Source organism: Burkholderia singularis (assembly GCF_001718875.1).
Lineage (GTDB): Bacteria > Pseudomonadota > Gammaproteobacteria > Burkholderiales > Burkholderiaceae > Burkholderia > Burkholderia singularis.
Window position 1 is genome coordinate 405,596 of sequence record NZ_CP013448.1, and the last position, 22,059, is coordinate 427,654.

General features: G+C 67.9%; 16 protein-coding genes. 8 read left to right on the forward strand and 8 right to left on the reverse strand.

The genetic code is table 11. The annotated features are described in order from the left end of the window. The first annotated feature begins 195 nt into the window (after positions 1-195). Positions 196-1,659, forward strand: a complete 1,464-nt coding sequence (locus AQ611_RS01875) for a mechanosensitive ion channel (protein WP_069233583.1) — start codon at positions 196-198, stop codon at positions 1,657-1,659. 404 nt (positions 1,660-2,063) lie between these two features. On the opposite strand, the gene AQ611_RS01880 is transcribed toward AQ611_RS01875, so the two are convergent. After that, complete coding sequence (locus AQ611_RS01880) at positions 2,064-3,158, reverse strand: acyltransferase family protein (protein ID WP_069233584.1); 1,095 nt, start codon at positions 3,156-3,158, stop codon at positions 2,064-2,066. Between the two features lie 318 nt (positions 3,159-3,476). Between AQ611_RS01880 and eat the strand changes: the two genes are divergently transcribed. The 3 genes from eat to eutC all read left to right on the forward strand — a co-directional run bounded on the left by eat (position 3,477) and on the right by eutC (position 7,303). Beyond that, positions 3,477-4,886, forward strand: coding sequence for an ethanolamine permease (gene eat, locus AQ611_RS01885; protein ID WP_059516962.1), 1,410 nt, complete (start codon positions 3,477-3,479; stop codon positions 4,884-4,886). Positions 4,887-5,117: 231 nt separating this feature from the next. Beyond that, positions 5,118-6,515 (forward strand): ethanolamine ammonia-lyase subunit EutB, encoded by a 1,398-nt coding sequence (locus tag AQ611_RS01890; protein WP_069233585.1) that lies wholly within the window; start codon positions 5,118-5,120, stop codon positions 6,513-6,515. After that, positions 6,512-7,303 (forward strand): ethanolamine ammonia-lyase subunit EutC, encoded by a 792-nt coding sequence (gene eutC, locus AQ611_RS01895; RefSeq protein ID WP_069233586.1) that lies wholly within the window; start codon positions 6,512-6,514, stop codon positions 7,301-7,303. Before AQ611_RS01890 ends, eutC begins: the two co-directional genes overlap by 4 nt. Before the next feature lie 63 nt (positions 7,304-7,366). On the opposite strand, the gene AQ611_RS01900 is transcribed toward eutC, so the two are convergent. Continuing rightward, positions 7,367-8,257, reverse strand: a complete 891-nt coding sequence (locus AQ611_RS01900; protein WP_069233587.1) for a LysR family transcriptional regulator — start codon at positions 8,255-8,257, stop codon at positions 7,367-7,369. 176 nt (positions 8,258-8,433) lie between these two features. On the opposite strand from AQ611_RS01900, the gene AQ611_RS24325 reads away from it, so the two are divergent. Next, on the forward strand, positions 8,434-10,035 hold the full coding sequence (locus AQ611_RS24325) for an MFS transporter (RefSeq protein ID WP_083237202.1): 1,602 nt from the start codon (positions 8,434-8,436) through the stop codon (positions 10,033-10,035). A 105-nt stretch (positions 10,036-10,140) separates the two neighbouring features. Here AQ611_RS24325 and adh read toward each other — a convergent pair whose 3' ends face one another. Further along, positions 10,141-11,661 (reverse strand): aldehyde dehydrogenase, encoded by a 1,521-nt coding sequence (adh, locus tag AQ611_RS01910; RefSeq protein ID WP_059517887.1) that lies wholly within the window; start codon positions 11,659-11,661, stop codon positions 10,141-10,143. 328 nt (positions 11,662-11,989) lie between these two features. Between adh and AQ611_RS01915 the strand changes: the two genes are divergently transcribed. Continuing rightward, positions 11,990-13,015 (forward strand): helix-turn-helix domain-containing protein, encoded by a 1,026-nt coding sequence (locus AQ611_RS01915; RefSeq protein ID WP_059517886.1) that lies wholly within the window; start codon positions 11,990-11,992, stop codon positions 13,013-13,015. A gap of 167 nt (positions 13,016-13,182) precedes the next feature. Here the strand turns inward: AQ611_RS01915 and AQ611_RS01920 are convergent, their stop codons facing one another. Then, positions 13,183-14,352: a glycosyltransferase family protein gene (locus AQ611_RS01920; protein ID WP_231935888.1), complete on the reverse strand. Its 1,170-nt coding sequence runs from the start codon at positions 14,350-14,352 to the stop codon at positions 13,183-13,185. Between the two features lie 36 nt (positions 14,353-14,388). Then, complete coding sequence (locus AQ611_RS01925) at positions 14,389-16,092, reverse strand: thiamine pyrophosphate-binding protein (RefSeq protein ID WP_069233588.1); 1,704 nt, start codon at positions 16,090-16,092, stop codon at positions 14,389-14,391. A 274-nt stretch (positions 16,093-16,366) separates the two neighbouring features. Between AQ611_RS01925 and AQ611_RS01935 the strand changes: the two genes are divergently transcribed. Beyond that, positions 16,367-17,485 (forward strand): hypothetical protein, encoded by a 1,119-nt coding sequence (locus AQ611_RS01935; protein ID WP_146011770.1) that lies wholly within the window; start codon positions 16,367-16,369, stop codon positions 17,483-17,485. Positions 17,486-17,555: 70 nt separating this feature from the next. Here AQ611_RS01935 and AQ611_RS01940 read toward each other — a convergent pair whose 3' ends face one another. Genes AQ611_RS01940 through AQ611_RS01950 form a run of 3 tightly spaced genes read right to left on the reverse strand, consistent with a single transcriptional unit; the run spans position 17,556 to position 20,521 of the window. Continuing rightward, entirely contained in the window at positions 17,556-18,614 is a 1,059-nt protein-coding gene (locus tag AQ611_RS01940) for a 2,3-butanediol dehydrogenase (RefSeq protein WP_069233591.1), read from the reverse strand. Beyond that, positions 18,611-19,969 carry an MFS transporter gene (locus AQ611_RS01945; protein ID WP_069233592.1) on the reverse strand — a complete coding sequence of 453 codons (1,359 nt, stop codon included), beginning with the start codon at positions 19,967-19,969 and terminating at the stop codon, positions 18,611-18,613. Before AQ611_RS01945 ends, AQ611_RS01940 begins: the two co-directional genes overlap by 4 nt. 18 nt (positions 19,970-19,987) lie before the next feature. Next, positions 19,988-20,521 (reverse strand): 2,4'-dihydroxyacetophenone dioxygenase family protein, encoded by a 534-nt coding sequence (locus tag AQ611_RS01950; RefSeq protein ID WP_059571496.1) that lies wholly within the window; start codon positions 20,519-20,521, stop codon positions 19,988-19,990. Between the two features lie 546 nt (positions 20,522-21,067). Between AQ611_RS01950 and AQ611_RS01955 the strand changes: the two genes are divergently transcribed. Next, positions 21,068-22,024, forward strand: coding sequence for a helix-turn-helix domain-containing protein (locus AQ611_RS01955; protein WP_069235095.1), 957 nt, complete (start codon positions 21,068-21,070; stop codon positions 22,022-22,024). Positions 22,025-22,059 lie beyond the last annotated feature (35 nt).

A 22,059-nucleotide genomic window follows, 5' to 3' on the forward strand; every position in this document is an offset into this window, starting at 1 on the left:
GGATTTCACAATTTTTTAGGAATAGGGTCGATTCCGCGTCTAAAGTTTAAGATCGGCGCCCGCTACGCGATTGCACCGGTCATCGTTGACCGTGTAAGTTCAGCCTCGCGTGCACGCCGCCTATATTCGGAGTCCGCAGGGTTTATCCGTTCGTCAGTGTTTCCAACCGCAGCCCACGCTTTCGGGAGAGAACAAATGGAATCGTCCAGCTTCCTGACGTCGCTACAAAACACCTTGGGCGTCTATCTGCCCAAAATCGCCGGCGCGATCGGCATATTGATCGTAGGTTGGGTCATCGCGGTGCTGGTCCGGGCCGGCGCGCGTAAGCTGCTTGCCGCGCTGAAGGTCGATGCGCGGATCTCCGAGAGCACCGGGCAGGGCGCGCAGGTGGAGCGCATCATCGCGGGCGGGCTTTTCTGGCTCGTGCTGCTCATGACCGCGATCGGCATCTTCAATGCGTTGAATCTTTACGCGATGTCGAACCCGTTTTCGCAACTGGTCGGCAAGATCGTCAACTATTTGCCGAACCTGCTGGGCGGTGCGGCGCTCACGCTGATCGCGTGGCTCATTGCGTCGCTGTTGCGCAGCGTCGCGGACAAGGCGCTGAAGGCGAGCAAGATCGACAGCAAGCTCTCGCAGACAACCGGCACGCAGCCGATGAGCACGTTTCTCGGCGACGTGCTGTTTTGGCTCGTGATCCTGCTGTTCATTCCGGCGATCCTGGCCGCGTTCGATCTGAACGGGCTGCTCGCGCCCGTGCAGAGCATGATCGACAAGATCCTCGCGATCGTGCCGAACGTGTTCGCGGCGGCCGTGATCGGGTTTGTCGGCTGGCTCGTCGCGAAGGTGCTGCGCGGGCTGGTGACGAATCTGCTGGTCGCGGCGGGCGCGGACAAACTCACGCAAAACGTCGGCAGCGCGACGCCCGTGAAGCTGTCGAGTCTGATCGGCACGGTGGTCTATATCTTCGTGTTCGTGCCGACGCTGATCTCCGCGCTCGACGCGCTGAAGATCGAGGCGATCTCGCGCCCGGCGACCGATCTGCTCGGCCAGTTTCTTGGCGCGGTGCCCGACATCGTCGCGGCCGTCGTGATCGTGCTCGTCACGTTTTATGTTGCGCGCTTCGTCGGCGCGCTCGTGCAGAAGCTGCTCGTCGCGGCGGGCGTCGACGGCCTGCCTGCCGTGCTCGGCATCGAGCGCGTGTTCTCCGGCGTTTTGCAGCCGTCGGTGCTCGCCAGCCGGCTCGTGATTTTCTTCGCGATGCTGTTCGCAACCGTCGAGGCCGCAAACCGGCTCGGTTTTACGCAGGTGCGCGACGTCGTCACGCTGTTCATCGAGTTCGGCGGCCACGTGCTGATGGGCGGCGTGATTCTCGTGATCGGCTTCTGGCTCGCGAGTCTCGCGCGCCGCGTGATCGAGCAGGCGGATCACGACCACAGCGTGCTGCTGTCGCGCATCGCGCAGTTCGCCATTCTTGGCCTGGTCTTCGCGATGGGGCTGCGCGCGATGGGCATTGCGAACGAGATCGTGCAGCTCGCGTTCGGGCTCGTGCTCGGCGCGATTGCGGTTGCGGTGGCGCTGTCGTTCGGCCTTGGCGGCCGTGAAGCGGCGGGCAAGCTGCTCGATCGCTGGTTCAATCAGCGCGGCAGGCAGGAGTGATCAGGCAGGAGTGAGGTAATCGGCGGGCGGCGTGCGCAATGCGCGCCGCGTTCGTTGGCGGTGGCCAACGGGATAGCTTGCCTGGCTGGCGGCGCGCTCACCTTGAGCGTGTTTGCACGGATAACCCGCGAGCGCCGGGTGCATCGGCGCTCAGCGCGGCGTTCGCGTCATGCCGTTTGCGAATGCATGCGCTGTTCGCTGCGTCCTTTGCTTGTGGCGGCTCGCCCCGAGCACGCTTTTCGAAAGCGGCGAAACCTGCATCGCCGGCCGCGTTGCACGCGTCGACCGTCGCTTGTCGGGGGCGGCCGAGCAGCGCTCTTTTTCCTGCGCGCACCCGGACGGAGCCCGATTGACGGGCAACCCGCGGCGCGCGTTTGCATGCCCGTTATTCGTGTGGGCGGAACCTACGCCGCGTCCGCATTGCGGATGCGGCTTTGTGCCGTTGCGGCGGCTTGCGTGCGCGGCAGCGGCGGGAAGCCGATGAAGCGCGCGGTGCCCGAGCGCAGCGCGAGCGCGTAGAGCACCATCGGTGCGACCACGCCCGCAAGCGTGCCGAGCGCGAGATGCACGCCGACGTTCGTGATGCCCAGCTTGACGAGCACGATTCGTGCGCCTGCGGTGGCCAGGATGTGCGCGAGATAGATGGGCATCGACGCGAAGCCGATCCGTTCGAGCCACGACGGCCGGCTCTGCCCGCTGTGCGCGCGGCCGCCGCGCAGCGACGCGCGATAGACGAGCATCAGCACGAGCGCGGTGCCCGCGAGCCCGGCGGGCACGGCCCACACGCTGGTCGAATCACCGAAGCGATGCGCGAACACCACGGCCGCGCAGAACGCCGCCGCCACCACGCCGATCGCGAGCAGGTTCGACGTGCGCGCGAGCAGCGCGGGCAGTTTGTCGCCGATCAGCATGCCGAATATGAAGAACGGCAGGTACGTGAGCGTTTTCGCCACGATGTCCGGCTGGGCGAACGGGGCGAGCGCGAGCGAGCCGATCGCGAGCGCGACGAGCAGCGCTCGCACGCCGCCGGATACCGCGCCGCCGCGCGCGCCCAAGCCCGGCACGACGGCCGCGACCGCCCAGGCAACCAGCATGCAGATGAACAGCGCGTACAGGAACCAGAACTGGCCGAACGGCCGCCAGCCGATGGCGAGCAGATCGTGCAGCGTGAACGGGTGGTTCATCCCGTGCGACGACAGCGCGATTTGCACGCCGCCTTGCAGCACCGACCAGACGAGGTACGGATAAACGATCGTGCGCAGCTTCGACGAAAGAAATTCGCCGCCGCTCGCGCGTTGCAGCGATTTCGGCACATGCAGCCCCGACAGCAGGAAGAACAGCGGCATGTGAAACGTGTAGATCGTGTAGTCGGTTGCCGCGAGGAAGTCGCTCAGCCCGGCGGGGACCAGCCCGGCCGAGACGAGGCCGCGCAGCACATGCCCGTAGACGACGAGGATGATGCCCGCGCCCCGAGCGGTATCGAGATAAGAGGCCCGCATGGTCTGAATGGAATAATCGGTGATCGTTGGACGTGATCAGGCCCCAGTGCCGTCGTCGAATCGGACGGACGCGGCCGATGGGGCTCGACGTTGGCCCACACTGTATGCGCTGGGCCGGCCACGGTCTGTATGGCGGGAGACACAAGCCGGCTGTCGCGGCGCGCGCGGCCGGGCTTGGCGCACGTTTCGTAGGGAAAACGAAAGAATGGACGTTTGCCGATTTTCGATAACACGTCGATTAATGACTCACTAGCATCGATTCTCAGTCGCGGAACGGCCCGTCACGGCAGCCGTTCCGCCGCTTTCGAGGAGAGAGTCATGCAGACGGAATCGAATGGCCGCCCCGGCGCGGACGGCAGCGCGGCCCAACCGGCGCTCAAGCAAACGCTCGGCACCTGGCAGCTGTGGGGCATTGCGGTCGGGCTCGTGATCTCCGGCGAATACTTCGGCTGGAGCTACGGCTGGGCGAGCGCGGGCACGCTCGGCTTCGTCGTCACCGCGCTGTTCGTCGCGGCGATGTACACCACGTTCATCTTCAGCTTCACCGAGCTGACGACGTCGATTCCTCACGCGGGCGGCCCGTTCGCCTACGCGCGCCGCGCGTTCGGCCCGGCGGGCGGCTATCTCGCGGGCGCCGCGACGCTCGTCGAGTTCGTGTTCGCGCCGCCCGCGATCGCGCTTGCGATCGGCGCGTATCTGCACGTGCAGTTTCCGGGGCTCGAACCCAAGCATGCGGCGATGGGCGCGTATCTCGTGTTCATGGCGCTCAATATCGTCGGCGTGCAGATCGCGGCGACGTTCGAGCTCATCGTCACGCTGCTCGCGATCTTCGAATTGCTGGTGTTCATGGGCGTCGTGTCGCCGGGCTTCGCGTGGAGCCACTTCACGAAGGGCGGCTGGGCGGGCGCCGATCACTTCAGCATGGGTGCGTTCCACGGCATGTTCGCGGCGATTCCGTTCGCCATCTGGTTCTTTCTCGCGATCGAAGGCGTCGCGATGGCGGCCGAGGAAGCGAAGAATCCGAAGCGCTCGATTCCGATCGCGTATGTCGCGGGAATTCTCACGCTCGTCGCGCTGGCGATCGGCGTGATGGTGTTCGCAGGCGGCGCGGGCGACTGGACGAAGCTCGCGAACATCAACGATCCGCTGCCGCAGGCGATGAAGTACATCGTCGGCGCGAACAGCGGCTGGATGCACATGCTCGTATGGCTCGGCCTGTTCGGCCTGGTCGCGTCGTTCCACGGGATCATCCTCGGCTATTCGCGCCAGATCTTCGCGCTGGCCCGCGAAGGCTACCTGCCCGAATGGCTCGCGAAAGTGCATCCGCGCTTCAAGACGCCTTATCGCGCGATTGTCGCGGGCGGCGTGATCGGCATTGCCGCGATCTATAGCGACGAGCTGATTCAGTTCGCCGGCCAGACGCTGACCGCGAACATCGTGACGATGTCGGTATTCGGCGCTATCGTGATGTATATCGTCAGCATGGCCGCGCTGTTCAAGCTGCGCCGCACGCAGCCGCGGATGGCGCGGCCGTTCCGCGCGCCGCTGTATCCGCTGTTTCCGGCATTCGCGCTCGTGGCCGCGGTGGTGTGCCTCGCGACGATGGTGTATTTCAACGCGCTCGTTGCGCTGATCTTTGTCGCGTTCCTCGTGCTTGGCTACGGCTATTTTCTGGCCACCGGCTCGCAGCGCGCGGCCGCACCCATCGACGCATTGTTGGAGGAATGAACGGGCCGCAGACGGGGCGCGCGACCGGGACACGCGTGGCGCGCGGCGCGTTCGGCGGCAGCGCGCCGGTATGCGCGGCGCGCTTGGGGCATACGCGGCTCGACGGCGGATGGCCGGGCGTGCATGGCCGACGCAACGCGCGCGGCGCCGGGCATTCGTTGAATGGCGATGCCGATGGACGCGCGGCGCACGGCAGGCGCGGCAAGCACGACATAAGGAGGATTCACGCAAATGCGATATACGGAGACGATCGGTTTGCGCACCTACCGCTTCGCGGACCTGAAGACGCTGCTCGCGAAAGCGAGCCCGCTGCGCTCCGGCGACGAGTTGGCGGGCGTCGCGGCCGCGACCGAGGAGGAGCGCGTCGCCGCGAAGATGGCGCTCGCGAACGTGCCGCTCACGGCGTTTATCAACGAGGCGCTGATTCCTTACGAGGACGACGAGGTCACGCGCCTCATCGTCGATACGCATTCGCGCGACGCGTTCGCCGAGATTTCGCATCTGACGGTCGGCGATTTCCGTAACTGGCTGCTGTCGAGCGCGGCCGACGCCGCCGCGCTCGAGCGCATCGCGCCGGGACTGACGCCTGAGATGGTCGCGGCGGTGTCGAAGCTGATGCGCAACCAGGATCTGATCGCCGCGGCGAGAAAGCGCCGCGTGGTCACGCGCTTTCGCAACACCGTCGGACTGCCTGGGCGCATGTCGGTGCGGCTGCAGCCGAATCATCCGACCGACGACGTGAAGGGCATTGCCGCGTCGATGCTCGACGGGCTGATGTACGGCTGCGGCGACGCGATGATCGGCATCAATCCGGCCACCGACAGCCTCGCCGCAATCACGAAGCTGCTCGCGATGATCGACGCGTTTCGCGAACGCTACCGCGTGCCGACGCAATCGTGCGTGCTGACGCACGTGACGAACACGATCGCCGCGATCGACAAAGGCGCGCCGGTCGATCTCGTGTTTCAGTCGATCGCGGGCACCGAGCAGGCGAACGCGAGCTTCGGCATCTCGATCGCGCTGCTCGCCGAGGCGCGCGACGCGGCCCTTGCGCTCAAGCGCGGCACGCTCGGCGACAATCTGATGTACTTCGAGACGGGCCAGGGCAGCGCGCTATCGGCGAACGCGCATCACGGCGTCGACCAGCAGACCTGCGAGGTGCGCGCATACGGGCTCGCGCGCGCGTTCGAGCCGTTTCTCGTCAACACGGTGGTCGGCTTCATCGGCCCGGAGTATTTGTACGACGGCAAGCAGATCATCCGCGCGGGGCTCGAGGACCACTTCTGCGGCAAACTGCTCGGCGTGCCGATGGGCTGCGACATCTGCTACACGAATCACGCGCAGGCCGATCAGGACGACATGGATAATCTGCTGACGCTGCTCGGCGCGGCGGGCATCAATTTCATCATGGGGATTCCGGGCGCGGACGACGTGATGCTCAACTATCAGAGCACGTCGTTTCACGATCAGCTGTACGTGCGCGAGGTGCTGGGCCTGCGCCGCGCGCCCGAGTTCGAGGAATGGCTGGAGACGATGGAGATCGTCGATGCGCGCGGCGCGTTGCGCGCTGCGTCGCCACGCGCGCCGCTGCTGGCCGGCGTGAACGACTGGATGGGGATTGGCGCATGAGCGACGCGGTCGAAAGGAATCCGTGGAGTGAGCTGCGCGCGTTCACGAACGCGCGGATTGCGCTCGGCCGCGCGGGCAACAGCTTGCCGACCGCGCCTTTGCTCGCGTTCAACCTGTCGCACGCGCAGGCGCGCGACGCGGTGCATCAGCCGCTCGATGCCGATGCGCTGCGCCGCGAGTTGGACGCAGCCGGTTTCGCGACGCTCGCGGCCGACAGCGCGGCGCCGGATCGCCAGCATTACCTGCGCCGGCCGGACCTCGGCCGCAGGCTGTCCGACGCGAGCCGCGCGGCGCTCGCGCAGGCAGCGGCCGCAAGCGGCGGCGCGGCGCGCCCCGATGTCGTGTTCGTGATCGGCGACGGCCTGTCGGCGTTCGCCGCGGCCAAGCAGGCGCTGCCGCTGTTGAACGCGGTACGGCCGAAGCTCGACGGCTGGCGGATCGGGCCAGTGGTGGTTGCGCGGCAGGCGCGCGTCGCGCTCGGCGACGAGATCGGCGAACTGCTCGGCGCGCGGCTCGTCGCGATGCTGATCGGCGAGCGGCCGGGGCTGAGTTCGCCGGACAGTCTCGGGGTTTATTTGACGCATGCGCCGAAGGTCGGCTGTCATGACGCGCAGCGCAACTGCATCTCGAACGTGCGGCCCGAAGGGCTGCCGTATGAGGCGGCCGCGCACAAGCTGCACTATCTGCTGACGCACGCGCGGCGGCTCGGGCTGACGGGCGTCGGGCTCAAGGACGACAGCGACGCGTTGCCGCCCGCGGCGCGCGCCGGGCGGTTGACGGTGGAATGATCCGGCGCGGCGCGGCGCACGACCGGATGCGAAGCCAGTCGAGTCAATCGAATTTGGCGAACCTCAATCGCCGCGAAACAACCGCTCGCAGATGAAATCGACGAATACCCGCACTTTCGGCGACAACTGCCGGCTCGACGGCCACAAAACCGAAAACTGTCCCGGATCGATCGAATACTGGTCGAGCACGGTGGCGAGCTTGTGCTGCTCGAGCGCGTCGTGGGCGAGGAAATCCGGCATGTAGCCGATGCCGAATCCCGCGATCACGGCGGCGCGCAGCGCCTCCATGTTGTTGCACGTCATCGCGGTGCGCAGGTTCGGCGGCTCGCCGCCATCCGGCAGCAGCGCCCAAGGCTGAAGCTTGCCGGTGGTCGGGAAGCGGTAGCGCACGCAGCCGTGCGTGCCCAGATCGCGCAGCGTGCGCGGCGTGCCGGCCTGCGTTAGGTACGCGGGCGACGCGCACAGCACGAAGCGGAACGGCCCGAGACGGCGCGACATCAGGCTCGAATCCGTCAGCGTGCCGCTGCGGATCACCGCATCGAAACCGCCGTCGACGACGTCGACGAGACGATCGTTGAAATCGAGATCCAGTTCCACCTCCGGATAGCGGCGCTTGAATTCGGGCAGCACCGGCAGCAGGAACCGGTAGCCGATCACGGGCAGGCTCACGCGCAGCCGGCCGCGCGGCGTCTGCGCACTCTGCGAGACGGCGGCTTGGGCGTCGCGCAGTTCTTCGAGGATACGGTGACAGCGTTCGTGGAAATGCCGCCCTTCGTCGGTCAGCGTGACCTTGCGCGTGGTTCGGTGAAAGAGCCGCACGCCGAGCGTGTGCTCCAGCTTCGCGATCGTCTTGCCGACCGCCGATGCCGAAACGCCGAGCTTGCGGCCCGCCGCGACGAAGCTCAGCGTTTCCGCCGTGCGCACGAACGCGACGATGCCGTTCAAATTGTCCATGCCGCTTCGATCCTTTCAAGTGATGCCAATTGCAGAATTGAATTCCGTAATATCAGGAATTTGATGTCGTTTTTCATCAATTGAATCTGAATTATCGTTCATCGCTCGGCTGGGTAGCGTGTGGCGCGCGCTTGTGCGTCACGGAGACCGGCGTTTTTTGAAGGATTCGACGAACGATGGATACGGACTCACCTTTTTCTTCCGCGCGGCTCGCGATACTCGCGGCCGTCTGCCTGGCCGCGCTCGCGTTGCCGCTCAGTTTTTCGGGCGGCGCGGTCGCCACGCCCGCGATCGGTCGCGATCTGGACGGCGGCCCGGCTGCGATGAGCTGGATCACGAACGCGTTCATGCTGACCTTCGGCAGCCTGTTGATGGCGGCGGGCGCGCTGGCCGACCAGTTCGGCCGCAAGCGCGTGTTTGCGGCGGGCGTCGGCGGTTTTACCGCGTGCGCGCTTGCGCTGGGCTTTGCGCCGTCGATCGTCGCCGTCGATCTGCTGCGCGCCGCGCAAGGCGTGGCGGCGGCGGCGGCGCTCGCGGGCGGCACGGCCGCGCTCGCGCAGGAATTCGACGGCGCCGCGCGCACGCGTGCGTTCAGTTTGCTCGGCACGACATTCGGCGTCGGGCTCGCGTTCGGTCCGGTGCTCGCCGGCATGCTGATCGAGCGCTTTGGCTGGCGCGCGATCTTCGCGACGGGCGCGGTGCTCGGCGTGCTGTCGCTCACCTTCGGTGTGCCGCGGATGCGCGAGTCGCGCGATCCCAACGCGCAGCGCCTGGATTGGGCGGGCACGGCGGCATTTACGGCGATGCTGTCGTGCTTCACATTCGGCGTGATCCAATCGCAGGCGAGCGGCTGGTCGAATCCGGTTGTCGCGGGGCTGCTCGCGGGCGCGGCCGGCCTGGCGATCGTTTTTGTCGTGATCGAAACGCGCGTTGCCCGCCCGATGCTCGATCTCACGCTGTTTCGCTATCCGAGTTTCGTCGGCGTGCAGGTGCTGCCGATCGCCACCTGCTATTGCTACATCGTATTGCTCGTCGTGCTGCCGCTGCGTTTCATCGGCGTGGACGGCCTGAGCGAACTCGATACCGGCTGGCTGATGCTCGCGATCTCCGCGCCGATGCTCGTCGTGCCGACGCTCGCCGCGACGCTCACGCGCTGGATGTCGGCAGGCGTGATCTCGGGGATCGGGCTGTTGATCGCGGCAGCCGGGCTGCATTGGCTGAACCGCGCGCTTGGAAGCGCGGCGCCCGGCGGCGCGGCCGCCCCGCTTGGGCTGATCGCGCCGATGCTGACGATCGGCGTCGGCGCGGGGATGCCGTGGGGGCTGATGGACGGCTTGTCGGTGAGCGTGGTGCCGAAGGCGCGCGCGGGCATGGCGACGGGGATTTTCAGCACCATGCGAGTGGCGGGCGAAGGGATCGCGCTTGCGCTCGTCAACGCGCTGCTGGCGGCGCTCGTTCAGGCCCGGTTGCATGCGGGTGCGGCTTCGTCCGCCGCGCCCGACGTCGTGCACGATGCGGCCGCGCGGCTTGTGGCGGGCGATGTGGCGCACGCCGCAGCGCTCGTGCCGGGCGTCGCGCATACGGCGCTGCGGCAAGACTACGCGGCCGCGTTCGGCAGCGTGCTTGACGGGCTGACGGTGGTGACGGCGCTGTGCGCGCTGGCGTCATTTGCGTTTTTGAGCCGCACGCGCGCGCACGGCGAAGCGCCGGACCAGACGCCGATCGACGCGCCGGCGCAGCGCATGCAACGGCCCGCGTTCGATCGCGAGTGCGGCTGAGCGATCGGCGTGCCGCGCCCGGCGGCACGCCACCGTTCGCCGCCCGGCCGCCAGCCGCCGCCGCGTTGTGAGCAGCCCCGCGTGCGGCGGCCTTGCCGTGCCGCGTCAGAAGAATCCGAGCGGCTTGTCGCTATAGCTGACGAGCAAATTCTTCGTCTGCTGATAATGATCGAGCATCATCTTGTGCGTTTCGCGGCCGATCCCCGATTGCTTGTAGCCGCCGAACGCCGCGTGCGCCGGATACGCGTGATAGCAGTTCGTCCACACGCGGCCAGCCTCGATGCCGCGGCCGATCCGGTATGCGCGGTTGCCGTCGCGCGTCCATACGCCGGCGCCCAGGCCATACAGCGTGTCGTTCGCGATCTCGAGCGCTTCTTCCTCGTTCTTGAACGTCGTGACCGCGAGCACCGGCCCGAAGATCTCCTCCTGGAAGATGCGCATCTTGTTGTGGCCGCGGAACACGGTCGGTTTCACGTAATAGCCTTGCGCGAGTTCGCCCGCGAGCACGTTGCGCTCGCCGCCGGTCAGGCATTGCGCGCCTTCGCTGCGGCCGATATCGATGTACGACAGGATCTTGTCGAGCTGCTCGGCCGACGCCTGCGCGCCGATCATCGTCCGCGAGTCGAGCGGATGGCCCTGACGGATCGATTCGACGCGCTTCAACGCGCGCTCCATGAAGCGCTCGTAAATGCTTTCCTCGACAAGCGCGCGCGACGGGCACGTACACACTTCGCCCTGGTTCAGCGCGAACATCGCGAAGCCTTCCAGCGCCTTGTCGAAGTAACTGTCGTCGCGGTCCATCACGTCGGCGAAGAACAGGTTCGGGCTCTTGCCGCCCAGCTCGAGCGTGACGGGAATCAGGTTTTCGCTCGCATATTGCATGATGAGCCGGCCCGTCGACGTTTCGCCGGTGAACGCGATCTTCGCGATCCGCTTGCTCGATGCGAGCGGCTTGCCCGCCTCCAGGCCGAAGCCGTTGACGATGTTCAGCACGCCCGGCGGCAGCAGATCGCGGATCAGCTCGGCGAACACCAGGATCGACGCAGGCGTCTGCTCGGCGGGCTTCAGCACGACGCAATTGCCGGCCGCGAGCGCGGGCGCGAGCTTCCACGCGGCCATCAGCAGCGGAAAGTTCCACGGGATGATCTGGCCGACCACGCCGAGCGGCTCATGGAAGTGGTACGCGACCATGTCGCCGCCGATGTCGGCGATCGAGCCTTCCTGCGCGCGGATGCAGCCCGCGAAGTAACGGAAATGGTCGATCGCAAGCGGCACGTCGGCCGCGGTCGTTTCGCGCAGTGGCTTGCCGTTGTCGATGGTCTCGGCCACCGCGAGGCGCATGAGGTTCGCCTCCATCCGGTCGGCGATCTTCAGCAGCAGGTTCGCGCGATCGGCGGGCGACGTCGCGGCCCAGCCGGCCTTCGCCGCATGCGCGGCATCGAGCGCCAGTTCGATGTCGGCTTCGCGCGAGCGAGGGATCGCGGTGAACGGCTGGCCGGTGACGGGCGACACGTTGTCGAAATATTCGCCGCCGACCGGGGCGACCCATTCGCCGCCGATGAAATTTCCATATTGCTTGCGGTACGGAAATTCGATCGTCAGATGTTGCATGTCCGCGTGATTCATCGTTGCTCCTCGCATGTCGGTATCGGTGATGCGCCGCGCGATGCGGCGCTCGCGTTGCGATACGCCAAAATCGTGCCAGCGTGCGCGGCGGCGGTGCAGCCCGGCCGCGCGGCGTGTGCGGCGGCGCGAAGCGGGCGTGCCGGGGGGCGGCGGTGCTGGGCTCGATTGTGCCGTTGTGGAACAGCCGCCCCGCGCGAATTGTTCAGCGGCGGCACAGCGTGGCGCGCAATCGGGCCACGCGGCAGCGCCGCTGCCGCGCCGCGCTTCGGCACGGGAATTGCGTGATCGCATCGATCGTTTCATTTTCGGCAACGCAAAGGGAGGCGCAATGAATCGCGAGCACGCCAGCGCCGAGACGACGGCAGAGGACACGGGACGCAGCGCGGACGGCGACGGCGTTACCGGGCGTGCGCTCGTCAGCGTCGCGCACGACGCCGACGAACAGGCGCGCAACTTGATCGGCTGGCGCCAGGCTTACGATCAGCTCGCGGCGGGCCGCTTTATCGGCACGCTGACCGAACTGCCGCTCGACACGATGAAGCTGTTTCGCGAGACGACGAGCCACACGCTCAGGCAGGCGTGCGAAGTGCGCGGCGACGCGTACTGGTTCGGTATCCCGCTCGCGCGCGACGGCGCGGCGCGCATCGACGCGCAACCGATTGCCGCCGACGCGCTCGCGCTGCGCCCCGGCAACGTCGAATTCGAACTGCTGACGCCCGCGCAATTCTCGATCTACGGGGTGGTCGTGCGCGGCGCGGTGCTGCGCCGCTACGCACGGGAGGTGGAACGTTGCGAGCTTGACGAGCGGCTGCCGCAGCGGGCGGTGGTGCCGGTCGGCGCGGCGCGGCTGAGCGAGCTTTGCGCGCTGCTCGCGCAGCGGCTCGACGATGCAGGTTCGATGAGCGCGGCGCACGCGCCGCTGTCCGGTTGCGCGCGCGACGATTTGCAGGCGCAGGTGCTGGCGGCGCTGTTCGATCTGTGCGCGTCGCCCGCCGATGGCGCGGCCGGCGTTCACGCGTCGCGGCGGCGCAGGATTGTCGCGGCCGCGCGCGACTATGTGCTCGCGCATCGTTCGCGGCCGGTCGGCGTGCCGGAACTGTGCGAGCAGTTGCACGTGAGCCGGCGCACGCTGCAGTACTGCTTTCAGGATGTGCTCGGGATGGCGCCGGCGATGTATCTGCGCGCGCTGCGCCTGAACGGCGCGCGGCGCGACTTGCGGCGGCGCGCGGCCGAATCGGTGCAGGACGTCGCGGCAGCGTGGGGCTTCTGGCATCTAAGCCAGTTCGCGACCGACTATCGGCGGATGTTCGGCACACGGCCGTCGGAGACGCTGCGCAATGCGCTCGCGTGCTGAGCGCGGTGAGCCGCGGGCGGTACGGCGGCGCTTCGGCTGTCTGGCGGGCGTGGGGCGCGACGGCCGTTTTGCCGCTGCGGCGGTCATGCGCGCTGTCATGCCGCCCGAGCCGCCGGCGACGCATCCGCCATCGGCCGCCTCGCACGCCTGCGCCGTTCGGCAGACCGTCAATCCCGCGGCCTCGGCCAGGCGAGCGCATCCCAGTCGATGCGCCGATAAGCGGCTTCGAGTTGCGCAAGATCGTCGAGCCTATCGCTTGCGTGACGGCTGCGCAGTGCATCGGGCAAATCGAGCGTAACCGACGTGCAATGCGGGTAGTCGCGCGCGCGCAAGCCGGGCGGGATGCTTGAAAACAGCGCGAGCGTCGGCACGTCGAACCCGTCGGCGAGATGCACCGCCGCCGTATCCACGCTGAATACGGCGCGCGCATGCTTCACCCAGCCGATGAACTGGCCGGTGTCGGTGCAGTAGCTGCTCACGTCGACGTAGTCCGGATGATCGATCGGCTCGAAGCCGAGCACCGGTAGCCGGTAGATCCGCGCGAGCCGGTCGACGAGCGCGGCGCGCTGCGTGGCAGGGATGCTGCGCAGCGGCGTGCTGGCCCGCGCGCAGAACAGCACATAGCGGCGCCCGTGCCATGCGGGCGGCAATTCGGGCAGCGCGAGCCCGGCGAGCCAGCGATTGCGCTTGGCGCTGGCCGGAACCGATTCGGGCGGCACGCCGAGCGCGGACAAAAAGAAATCGATCATCGGCGTCGCGGCGAACGCAGGCCAGTACAGATGATTGCCGAGATCGATCCGCGCGTCGCGTGCGCCCGAGGGCAGCGCGGCGGCGGGCCAGGGCAGCGCGCGCGGCGGCGCGATCACCGATGCGCCGGCCGCGAGCCGGTATAGCGCGTCGACATAGCCGGGCGTGTGCGCAGGCCGGTACAGCACGACGCGCAGATGCGCATGAGCGGCGCGGATAGCCGTGAGCGCGGTGATGCCGACCACCGAATCGCCGAGCGCGACGCCCATGCCGTTGACCACATGCACGGCCGATATCGCCGCGTAATCGAGCGTGAACGGACGGCTTGCCGCATGCAGCAGGCCGACGCGAGCGGCCGCGCCGGCATGGCCGTGCGGGTGGGCTGCCGGCGCGCATTCGAGATCGTATGGCGCGACGAGCTTGCCGTCGGGCGACAGCAGCGTGCCGGGGTACGCGAGCGCGTCGGCGGGCGACAGCGCGGCGTTGCCGGGCGGTGGCGTGCCGTCGGCGGCCCGATGTGCGGCCGGGTCCGGCGACGACGCAGGTTCGCCGTTCGAACGCGGCGCGGCCCGGGCATTTTTTTTCGTCATGGACGTATGCAGCCGCCGATCAAGCCCGCGTCATGTTCATGTGCGACGCGCGCGCAACCCCTGCGCACGGATTTGCGTCAGCGTCGCGGCCGGCGTGCTCGCTTCCTGCGGCACACGAATGGCGATCAGCGCGGGCAGGCCGCTTGCGAGCGCGCGTTCGAGCGCGGGCGGAAAATCGGCGGTGCGCTCGACCGTCTCGCCGTGCGCGCCAAATGCGCGCGCATACGCGGCGAAATCCGGGTTCGTGAGGCCGGTGCCGTGCACGCGGGCCGGATAATTGCGTTCCTGATGCATGCGGATCGTGCCGAAATGGCCGTTATCGACGACGATCACGACGATCGCGAGCCCGTACTGAACCGCGGTCGCCAGTTCGTTGCCGGCCATCATGAAGCAGCCGTCGCCCGCCAGCGCGACGACCGTGCGTTGCGGATACAGCGATTTCGCCGCCAGCGCGGCCGGCACGCCGTAGCCCATCGCGCCGCTCGTCGGCGCGAGTTGCGAGCGGAAATGCCGATAGTCGAAGTGGCGATGCAGCCATGCGGCGTAATTGCCCGCGCCGTTCGTGACGATCGCGTCGTCCGGCAGCCGTGCGCGCAGTTGCCGGATCACGTCGCCGAGCTGCACGTCGCCCGGCATCGGCCGCGGCGCCTGCCATTCCAGATACGCGCGATGCGCGTCGGCCGCGCTGCCCGCCCAGGCGGGCGACACCGGCGGCTCGAGCGCGGCGAGCGGCGCGGCGATTTCTGGCATGCCCGAGACGATCGGCAAATCGGCTGCATAAACGCGTCCGAGTTCGTCGGCGCCCTGATGCGCGTGAATCAGCGTCTGCGCCGGCTTCGGGATGTCGATCAGCGTATAGCCGCCCGTCGTGGCCTCGCCCAGCCGCGGGCCGAGCGCGAGCAGCACGTCGGCTTCGCGGATGCGCGCGGCGAGCGCCGGATTGATGCCGAGGCCGACGTCGCCCGCGTAGTTCGAATGTGCGTTGTCGAACGTGTCCTGGAAGCGGAACGCGCATGCGACGGGAAGCTGCCAGCGCTCGGCAAAGCGGCGCAGATCATCGCAGGCGGCGTGCGTCCAGCCGCTGCCGCCGACGATCGCGAGCGGCCGCTCGGCGCGCGCGAGCGTATCGCGCAGCGCGCGCATCTGCGCGGCCGAAGGCGACGCGGCAACGCGCTGCGCGGCCGGCGCGGCCGGTTGCGGCGCGCAGGGCGCGGACAGCACGTCCTCCGGCAACGCGAGCACGACCGGGCCGGGCCGCCCGGACACCGCGACATGAAACGCGCGGCTCAGATATTCGGGGATGCGGCGCGCGTCGTCGATCTGCGCGACCCACTTCGCGAGCTGGCCGAACATGCGCCGGTAGTCGATTTCCTGGAAAGCTTCGCGATCCAGATGCTCGCGCGCGCATTGGCCGATGAACAGAATCATCGGCGTCGAATCCTGGAAGGCGGTGTGCACGCCGATCGACGCATGCGTCGCGCCGGGGCCGCGCGTGACGAAGGCGACGCCGGGCTTGCCGGTGAGCTTGCCGAGTGCCTCGGCCATGTTCGCGGCGGCGGCTTCGTGCCGGCAGACGACGGTCTGGATGCGCTCGGTCTCGTCGGCGAGCGAATCGAGGACGGCGAGAAAGCTTTCGCCGGGCACGCAAAACACGCGCTCGACGTCGTTGGCGAGCAGCGCATCGACGATCAGCCGCGCACCGGTGACGGCACGCGGTTCGAAATCCGGGGAAATCGACATGGACGGCGGACTCCCTTCATGGCGGGACGTACAGCTTACGCCGGTTGCGGCCGCGGCGAGAAGCGCGCCGAAAAGCGCGGCGGATTTCGCGCGGCCGCGCGCACGTTGCGCCGATGTTCCTTAATATCGACGCCTCGGGCGTCCGGCCGCGCACGCTGCCCGCCCGGGCACGAACGGCAACAAACGGCAACAAACGAGATCGGACGCGCGCGGCCGGCGAGCGGATCGGCCGCGTCCAGTAAAACAGCGCGGGCCACGATGACCGAGGGACCAGATGACCAAGAAACGGGCTTATACGAGCGCAAGCGGAAAAGAGATGGTGTCGGCCGAGGCCGTCGCGCGCGAGCGCAAGCTGCGCTACAACGGGGAGCCGACCGGGAAGACCTACTATAGCCTGCACCGGGCGGGACAGCGCAAGGAAGTCGTCCATGTGCTGAAGGGCGCCGGCTATTTCGCATACAAAGGCACGGGGGGCGGCGCGCCCGGCGGCGATGCGCAGGGCGAATCGCTGAATCACGTGCTGTTCAAGGAGGCGTTTGCCACCGTGTCGCACACGCGGCTCGAGCTTTACGTTCCTACGCCGCAGGGGCCGGTGCGCTGGAAGAAACTGGTGCCGGTCCGGATCAAGGCCGCGCGGACCGAGGCGCCGGTGCATCGGCAGGCGGGCGCGCCTTTCGTGGCGGACGTCTACGTCGAGTTCGAGACGGCCGACAGCCTCGGGCTCAAATGGGACGGCCGGATGTGCGTCGAGATCAAGCATTCGCATGCGGTCGACGCGCAAAAACAGGACGAACTGCGCGCACTCGGCATGCCGGTGATCGAAGTGGACGTCAGCGGCCCGCCATACGCGTATCCGATCGACGACGACGCCACCACCGACGAGCTGGAAAGCCGGCACCGCGCGCGGCTCAAGCGGATGTTCGAGAGCGACAACGGTTTTCTGAAGGCTGTCGTGTTGAGCAATCCTTCGTCGAACGCGTATCTGAAAAAGCTCGTCGACGGCCAGCGCAACGAGCTTGCCGAGCAGCGGCGGGCGCTGGAGCAGCTCCAGGCCCAGCTCGCCGGGCGCGAAACCGAATTGCAGCAAGCCGCCGACGCGAAAGCCAAGAGCGACGAACGCTTGCTTGACGCGAACGCGGCGCTGAGCGAGATGAAGGCGCGGTTGAAGGAAATCTCCGATGCGCAGATGCAGACTGCAGCGAAAAACCACGCGCTGGAGCGGGAACTGGCACGCGCGCGGCGCGAGCGTCTGGCCGCGCGCGCGATCTGCGCATGCCTGATCCTGCTGCTGGCGGGCATCGGTTACTGGCAATTGGCGCCGTCGTCGTCCGCTCAGCCCGAGCCGCCGTCGCGCGCGTCCGGCTCCGTCGCGCAGGAGCCGCGAGGCGGTTAGCGGGCGGCTCACGTCAATGGCGGACTGGCGCCGGCCGACGGGGGGGCGCGGCGCTCGCACCCCGCGCTGTCTACCGGTCGAGCCCTGGCGCGACGAGCACCTTGATCTGCTGCTTGTCGTGCAGCAACGCTTCGAAGCCGTCGGTGACGGCCCGCGCGAGCGGCACCGTGCGCGTGACGATCGCCGCCGGATCGAGCGCGCCGCTGCGAATCAGATCGAACAGTGCCGGATAGACGTCGCGGTAGCCGACGCTCGTCGTGATCGACAATTCGTCGTTGACGGCGCGGAACGCGTCGAAGCGCGCATCGTGCATCAGGCCGACCATCACCATCCGGCCCCCCTTGCGCAGCACCCGCATCGACGCATCGAGCGTCGCTTGCAAGCCGGCCGCCTCGAAGCTGATCGGCACCCCGAGGCCGCCGGCCGCCGCACGGATCGTGTCGACGAAGCCGGGATCGCGCGCATCGCATGCGAGCGTCGCGCCAAGCCGCAGTGCGGCCTCGATGCGTTGCGGCGCGACATCGACTGCGGCGACCACCGACGCGCCGTGCGCCTTCGCGAGCATCACCAGCAGCAGACCGATCGGCCCGAGCCCGAAGATCGCGCATGCGTTGCCCGCGCGCAGCCCGCTGCGCCGCAGCGCGTGCAGCGCGACCGCCGCGGGTTCGAGCACGGCGGCCTGTTCGAGGGTGATGTCGTCCGGCAGCTTGTGCAGCATGTAAGCGGGCACGGTCGCGTAGTCCGCCATTCCGCCGTCGCCCATCAGGCCGGCAAAGCCCATCGATTCGCACAGGTTGTATGCGCCGCCCGCGCAGTATGCGCAGCGCCGGCAGCGGTATTCCGGCTCCACCGCGACGCGCTCGCCAAGCCGCAGGCCGTTGACCTGCGCGCCGACTTCGGCAACGATGCCGCAGAACTCGTGGCCGATCGTGAGCGGCGCGCGGCGGCCGGACACCGGATGCGGCTTATCGATCGGGATCGCGTGCGGCCCGTCGGCGTATTCATGGACGTCGCTGCCGCAGATTCCGCAGTACACGACGGCGACGCGCACCTCATGCGGGCCGACGGGCGCCGGGTCGAGATCGACGACGCGCAGATCGCGCGCGCCATGCCATTGCAGTGCTTTCAAGACAAACTCCCGAGGTCGTGGTCGCGCGCCGAGGCCGGCGTGGCGGTGGCGCCGAGGCCCGCGCGGCGGCTCAGCACCGCAGGCGCCGTTTCGACGAGCAAGAATGACGCCGCGCAGGCGATAAGCGCGCCGCCCGCCGCGATCCACATCACGACTGGCAGGCCGAAGCGGTCGGCTGCGAGGCCCGCGATCGTCGGCGCGAAGAAGCCGCCGATCAGCTCGCCGATGCCCATGATCAATCCGAGCGCCGTCGCGACGGAGCGCCGGTCGATCGTCTCGGCGGGGATCGTCGCCATGAACAGCGTGAAGCAGCCGAGGCCCGTATAGGTGAGCAGCACGCCGGCGCCGAGCGCCCATGTGGATTGCGCGTACATCATCACGATCGGGCAGAGCGCCGCGATTGCCGCGAACAGCACCATCGCTGGCTTGCGGCCGACGCGATCCGAGATCGCGGGCACCGCGAACCCCCACAGCACCCAAGCGGCGCCGAGGCAGCTCAGCACGCCGCTCATCTGCTGCGGCGTCAGCCGGCGCGCCTCGACGAGGAAGGTCGGCGCGAACGACACGAGCACGATGAACCACGTGACGAAGCTGCAGCTGATCAGCACGCATAGCAGGATGTTGCGGTGCTTCAGCAGTTGCCAGCGGTTCGCGCGGCCGGCGCCGGGTTGGCGAGCGCCGTCGCCCGCGTCATGCGCGTGGCTGCCCGCATGGCTGCCCGTGACGGCCGAGCTTGCCGCGTTAGCGTCGCGCGGCGGCCGCTCGCGCACGAACAGCACGATCAGCGCGGCGATCACGAAGCCGGGCAGGCACGACAGATAGAACGCGGTGCGCCATCCGTATTCGGTCGCGAAATGGATCACGACCGGCGGGCCGATGACCGCGCCGAGCAACCCGGCCGCCGAGCCTTGCAGCAAACCCATGTTGAGGCCGCGCCGATGCGGCGCCGAGCTTTCGATCATCAGCGATTGCGACAGCGGCAACACCGGCCCTTCGGCGGCGCCCATCAGCGCGCGGAACACGAGCAGCGTCGCGAAGCCCCCGACGAGGCCCGACAACGCCGAGCAGACGGAGAAGACGATCACGGCGACGACCAGGATCGGCTTGCGGGTGCCGCGCGTGTCGGAATACGCGCCCGCCACCGCGCCGGACAGCGACCACATCAGCGCAAGCACCGACGACAACATGCCGAGCTGCGTATGGCTCAAGTGCAGTTCGGCGGAGATGAAAGGAAACAGGAACGATAACGCCAGCCGGTCGAAGAATACGAAGCCAAATGCGAGAAACAGGATCGCGAGCAGCAGATTCTCGTAGCTGAGCCAGCGGGCCGTCTTGGCGGCCGGCACGGAATTCATGATGACCCCTGCGCGGCGTTAGCGGAACAGCTTGTCGATCGCCGCGGCCCCCAGGCCGACGCGCTCGTAATGCGCGCGACACATCGCGATATACGAATGCACGTCGAAGTAGCCGGTGGCGTTGCCTTCGTCGTCGAGCCAGATGAGCGGCCCCTTGACGATGAAGAACACCTTCATCGGCTGCTCGTGCTCGAACGCGACGAGCGTATGGCCCTCGCCCGGCGATTCGTAGACGAAATCGCCGGCGGTCGCGGTCCAGTCGTGTTCGAGATAGCCCCATTTGCCCGAAATCGTGTACGCGAACACCTCATGCGGGTGATAGTGGCGATTCACCAGGCCCGCGCTGCGCGCGCACAGGATGTCGCACCATTGGTTATGGGTCGGCGAGATCCACAGCGGGCGCGACGATACCGTCTCGGTGAACGGTACGTACAGGCGCGGATCATCGGCTGCCGCGTCGGCGATATAAGCCTCGGGTTTCGCGTCGGGCATCAGCGCGTTCGCGATCGGCTTCAGGTCGCGCCAGAATTCGGTGTGAGCGGGGGCTACCATGCTTGTCTCCCGGTAATTTTGATCATGGCTAAAATTTAAGCGTCAGCGGGCGCAACCGCTTGATCGACCGGGACTTTTCTGTTGATCGACAGGGACGGCCCGGGCCGGTGGGCCTGCGCGCGGGCTTATCGTGCGATGTTGCCGCAGGGCCGGATAAAGGGTCTGTTCACGCCGATTGCAGGCGGCGCACGCGCGTTTTCCCGGCACGCCACCGTGCGCGAAGCGCGGCAACTCGGCTCATGGCCGCGACGAACGGCGCTCAAATGCGAGCGAAAACGCACAGCCTTCGGTTTAAAAGTGCTTTGATGACGGTGGCCGCCATCGCCCAACGAAACGGCTTGCGGGATGGAGGGCCAGGCGCCGCGGTATGCCCGCACCCTGCGTCGGCCTTGCGCGCGGCCCGCGCGGCGGCGGACGTAAGCGCCTCATCAGCATGAGCAGGGGCTAGGAGACACGATGAACACGGCTGGCTATCCGGACTATTGCGCGGACTATCGCGCGGCCTCGCGCGCGAATCATGGCGCGGACCATTGCGCGGTCACGCGCATGTCGACGGCGGGCGTGCCGCCCGGCGAGCGGATCGCGTTCTGGGAGGCGTACAACGCCGACGCGCTCGTCGGCCTGCGCTGCTCGTCGCTCAGCGAAACGGGGCTCGATGCGAGCCTCGCGAACTACATGCTCGACGGCATGCGGCTTGCCGACATCTCGGGCAACACGCACCAGATCGAGCGCAGCCCCGCGCTCGTGCGCAGTTGTCCGAAGAATTCGATTTTTGCGTGCCAGGTGGTCGAGGGCCGGGCGTACTTTATTCAGCACGAACGTTGCGAGATCGTCGATGCGGGCGAAACGATCGTCTACGACACGCGCCGGCCGTACATCTTCGGCTTCCCGACCGGGATGCGCCAGTTCCTGATCGATCTGCCCGCCGATGATTTCCGCCTGCGCTTCGGCGTCGATCCGGCGCGGCTGCCGCTCAAGCTTGCCGCGCGCGCGGGCCGCGAGATGCTGCTCGGCCGCACGCTGCGCCACCGGCTCGACGCGTTCGTGCATCAGCCGACGCATGCGGCAACCGCGCCGCTCGTGCTGCATGCCACGGTGCTGCTCGAATCGATGCTGCGCTGCGAGATGCGGGGCTCGGCGGGGTCGACACCGGCGTTGTCGTATCTGCTGAGCGCCAAGCAGTTGATCGCCGAGCGGCTCGCCGATCCGGCATTGCGGCCGCAAGCGGTCGCGGATGCGCTCGGGCTGTCGCTGCGCCATTTGAACCGGTTGTTCGCGACCGACGGGCAGTCGCTCGACGAGTACATCTGGAGCAAGCGCGCGTCGCTTGCGCTTGCCGATTTGCTCGATCCGGCGCTACGCGGCGTCGCGATCGGTGAGATTGCCTTCCGGTGGGGATTTTCCAGCCACGCGCATTTCAGCCGCGCGATTCGAGAGCGCTATGGCGCGAGCCCTTCGGCACTGCGCGCGCAGAAGCGCGACGGCGGCGGCGGCGCGGATTGAGCCGCGCGCCGGGCGGCCGCGCGCAAGAGCCATAC

Coding starts and splice junctions, on each gene's coding strand:
- eat (WP_059516962.1), top strand. CDS start 3,477: ATGCAGACGGAATCGAATGGCCGCCCCGGCGCGGACGGCAGCGCGGCC.
- AQ611_RS01875 (WP_069233583.1), top strand. CDS start 196: ATGGAATCGTCCAGCTTCCTGACGTCGCTACAAAACACCTTGGGCGTC.
- AQ611_RS01900 (WP_069233587.1), bottom strand. CDS start 8,257: ATGGACAATTTGAACGGCATCGTCGCGTTCGTGCGCACGGCGGAAACG.
- AQ611_RS01925 (WP_069233588.1), bottom strand. CDS start 16,092: ATGTCGATTTCCCCGGATTTCGAACCGCGTGCCGTCACCGGTGCGCGG.
- AQ611_RS01890 (WP_069233585.1), top strand. CDS start 5,118: ATGCGATATACGGAGACGATCGGTTTGCGCACCTACCGCTTCGCGGAC.
- AQ611_RS01880 (WP_069233584.1), bottom strand. CDS start 3,158: ATGCGGGCCTCTTATCTCGATACCGCTCGGGGCGCGGGCATCATCCTC.
- AQ611_RS01920 (WP_231935888.1), bottom strand. CDS start 14,352: ATGACGAAAAAAAATGCCCGGGCCGCGCCGCGTTCGAACGGCGAACCT.
- AQ611_RS01915 (WP_059517886.1), top strand. CDS start 11,990: ATGAATCGCGAGCACGCCAGCGCCGAGACGACGGCAGAGGACACGGGA.
- AQ611_RS01945 (WP_069233592.1), bottom strand. CDS start 19,969: ATGAATTCCGTGCCGGCCGCCAAGACGGCCCGCTGGCTCAGCTACGAG.
- eutC (WP_069233586.1), top strand. CDS start 6,512: ATGAGCGACGCGGTCGAAAGGAATCCGTGGAGTGAGCTGCGCGCGTTC.
- adh (WP_059517887.1), bottom strand. CDS start 11,661: ATGAATCACGCGGACATGCAACATCTGACGATCGAATTTCCGTACCGC.
- AQ611_RS01935 (WP_146011770.1), top strand. CDS start 16,367: ATGACCAAGAAACGGGCTTATACGAGCGCAAGCGGAAAAGAGATGGTG.
- AQ611_RS24325 (WP_083237202.1), top strand. CDS start 8,434: ATGGATACGGACTCACCTTTTTCTTCCGCGCGGCTCGCGATACTCGCG.
- AQ611_RS01955 (WP_069235095.1), top strand. CDS start 21,068: ATGTCGACGGCGGGCGTGCCGCCCGGCGAGCGGATCGCGTTCTGGGAG.
- AQ611_RS01950 (WP_059571496.1), bottom strand. CDS start 20,521: ATGGTAGCCCCCGCTCACACCGAATTCTGGCGCGACCTGAAGCCGATC.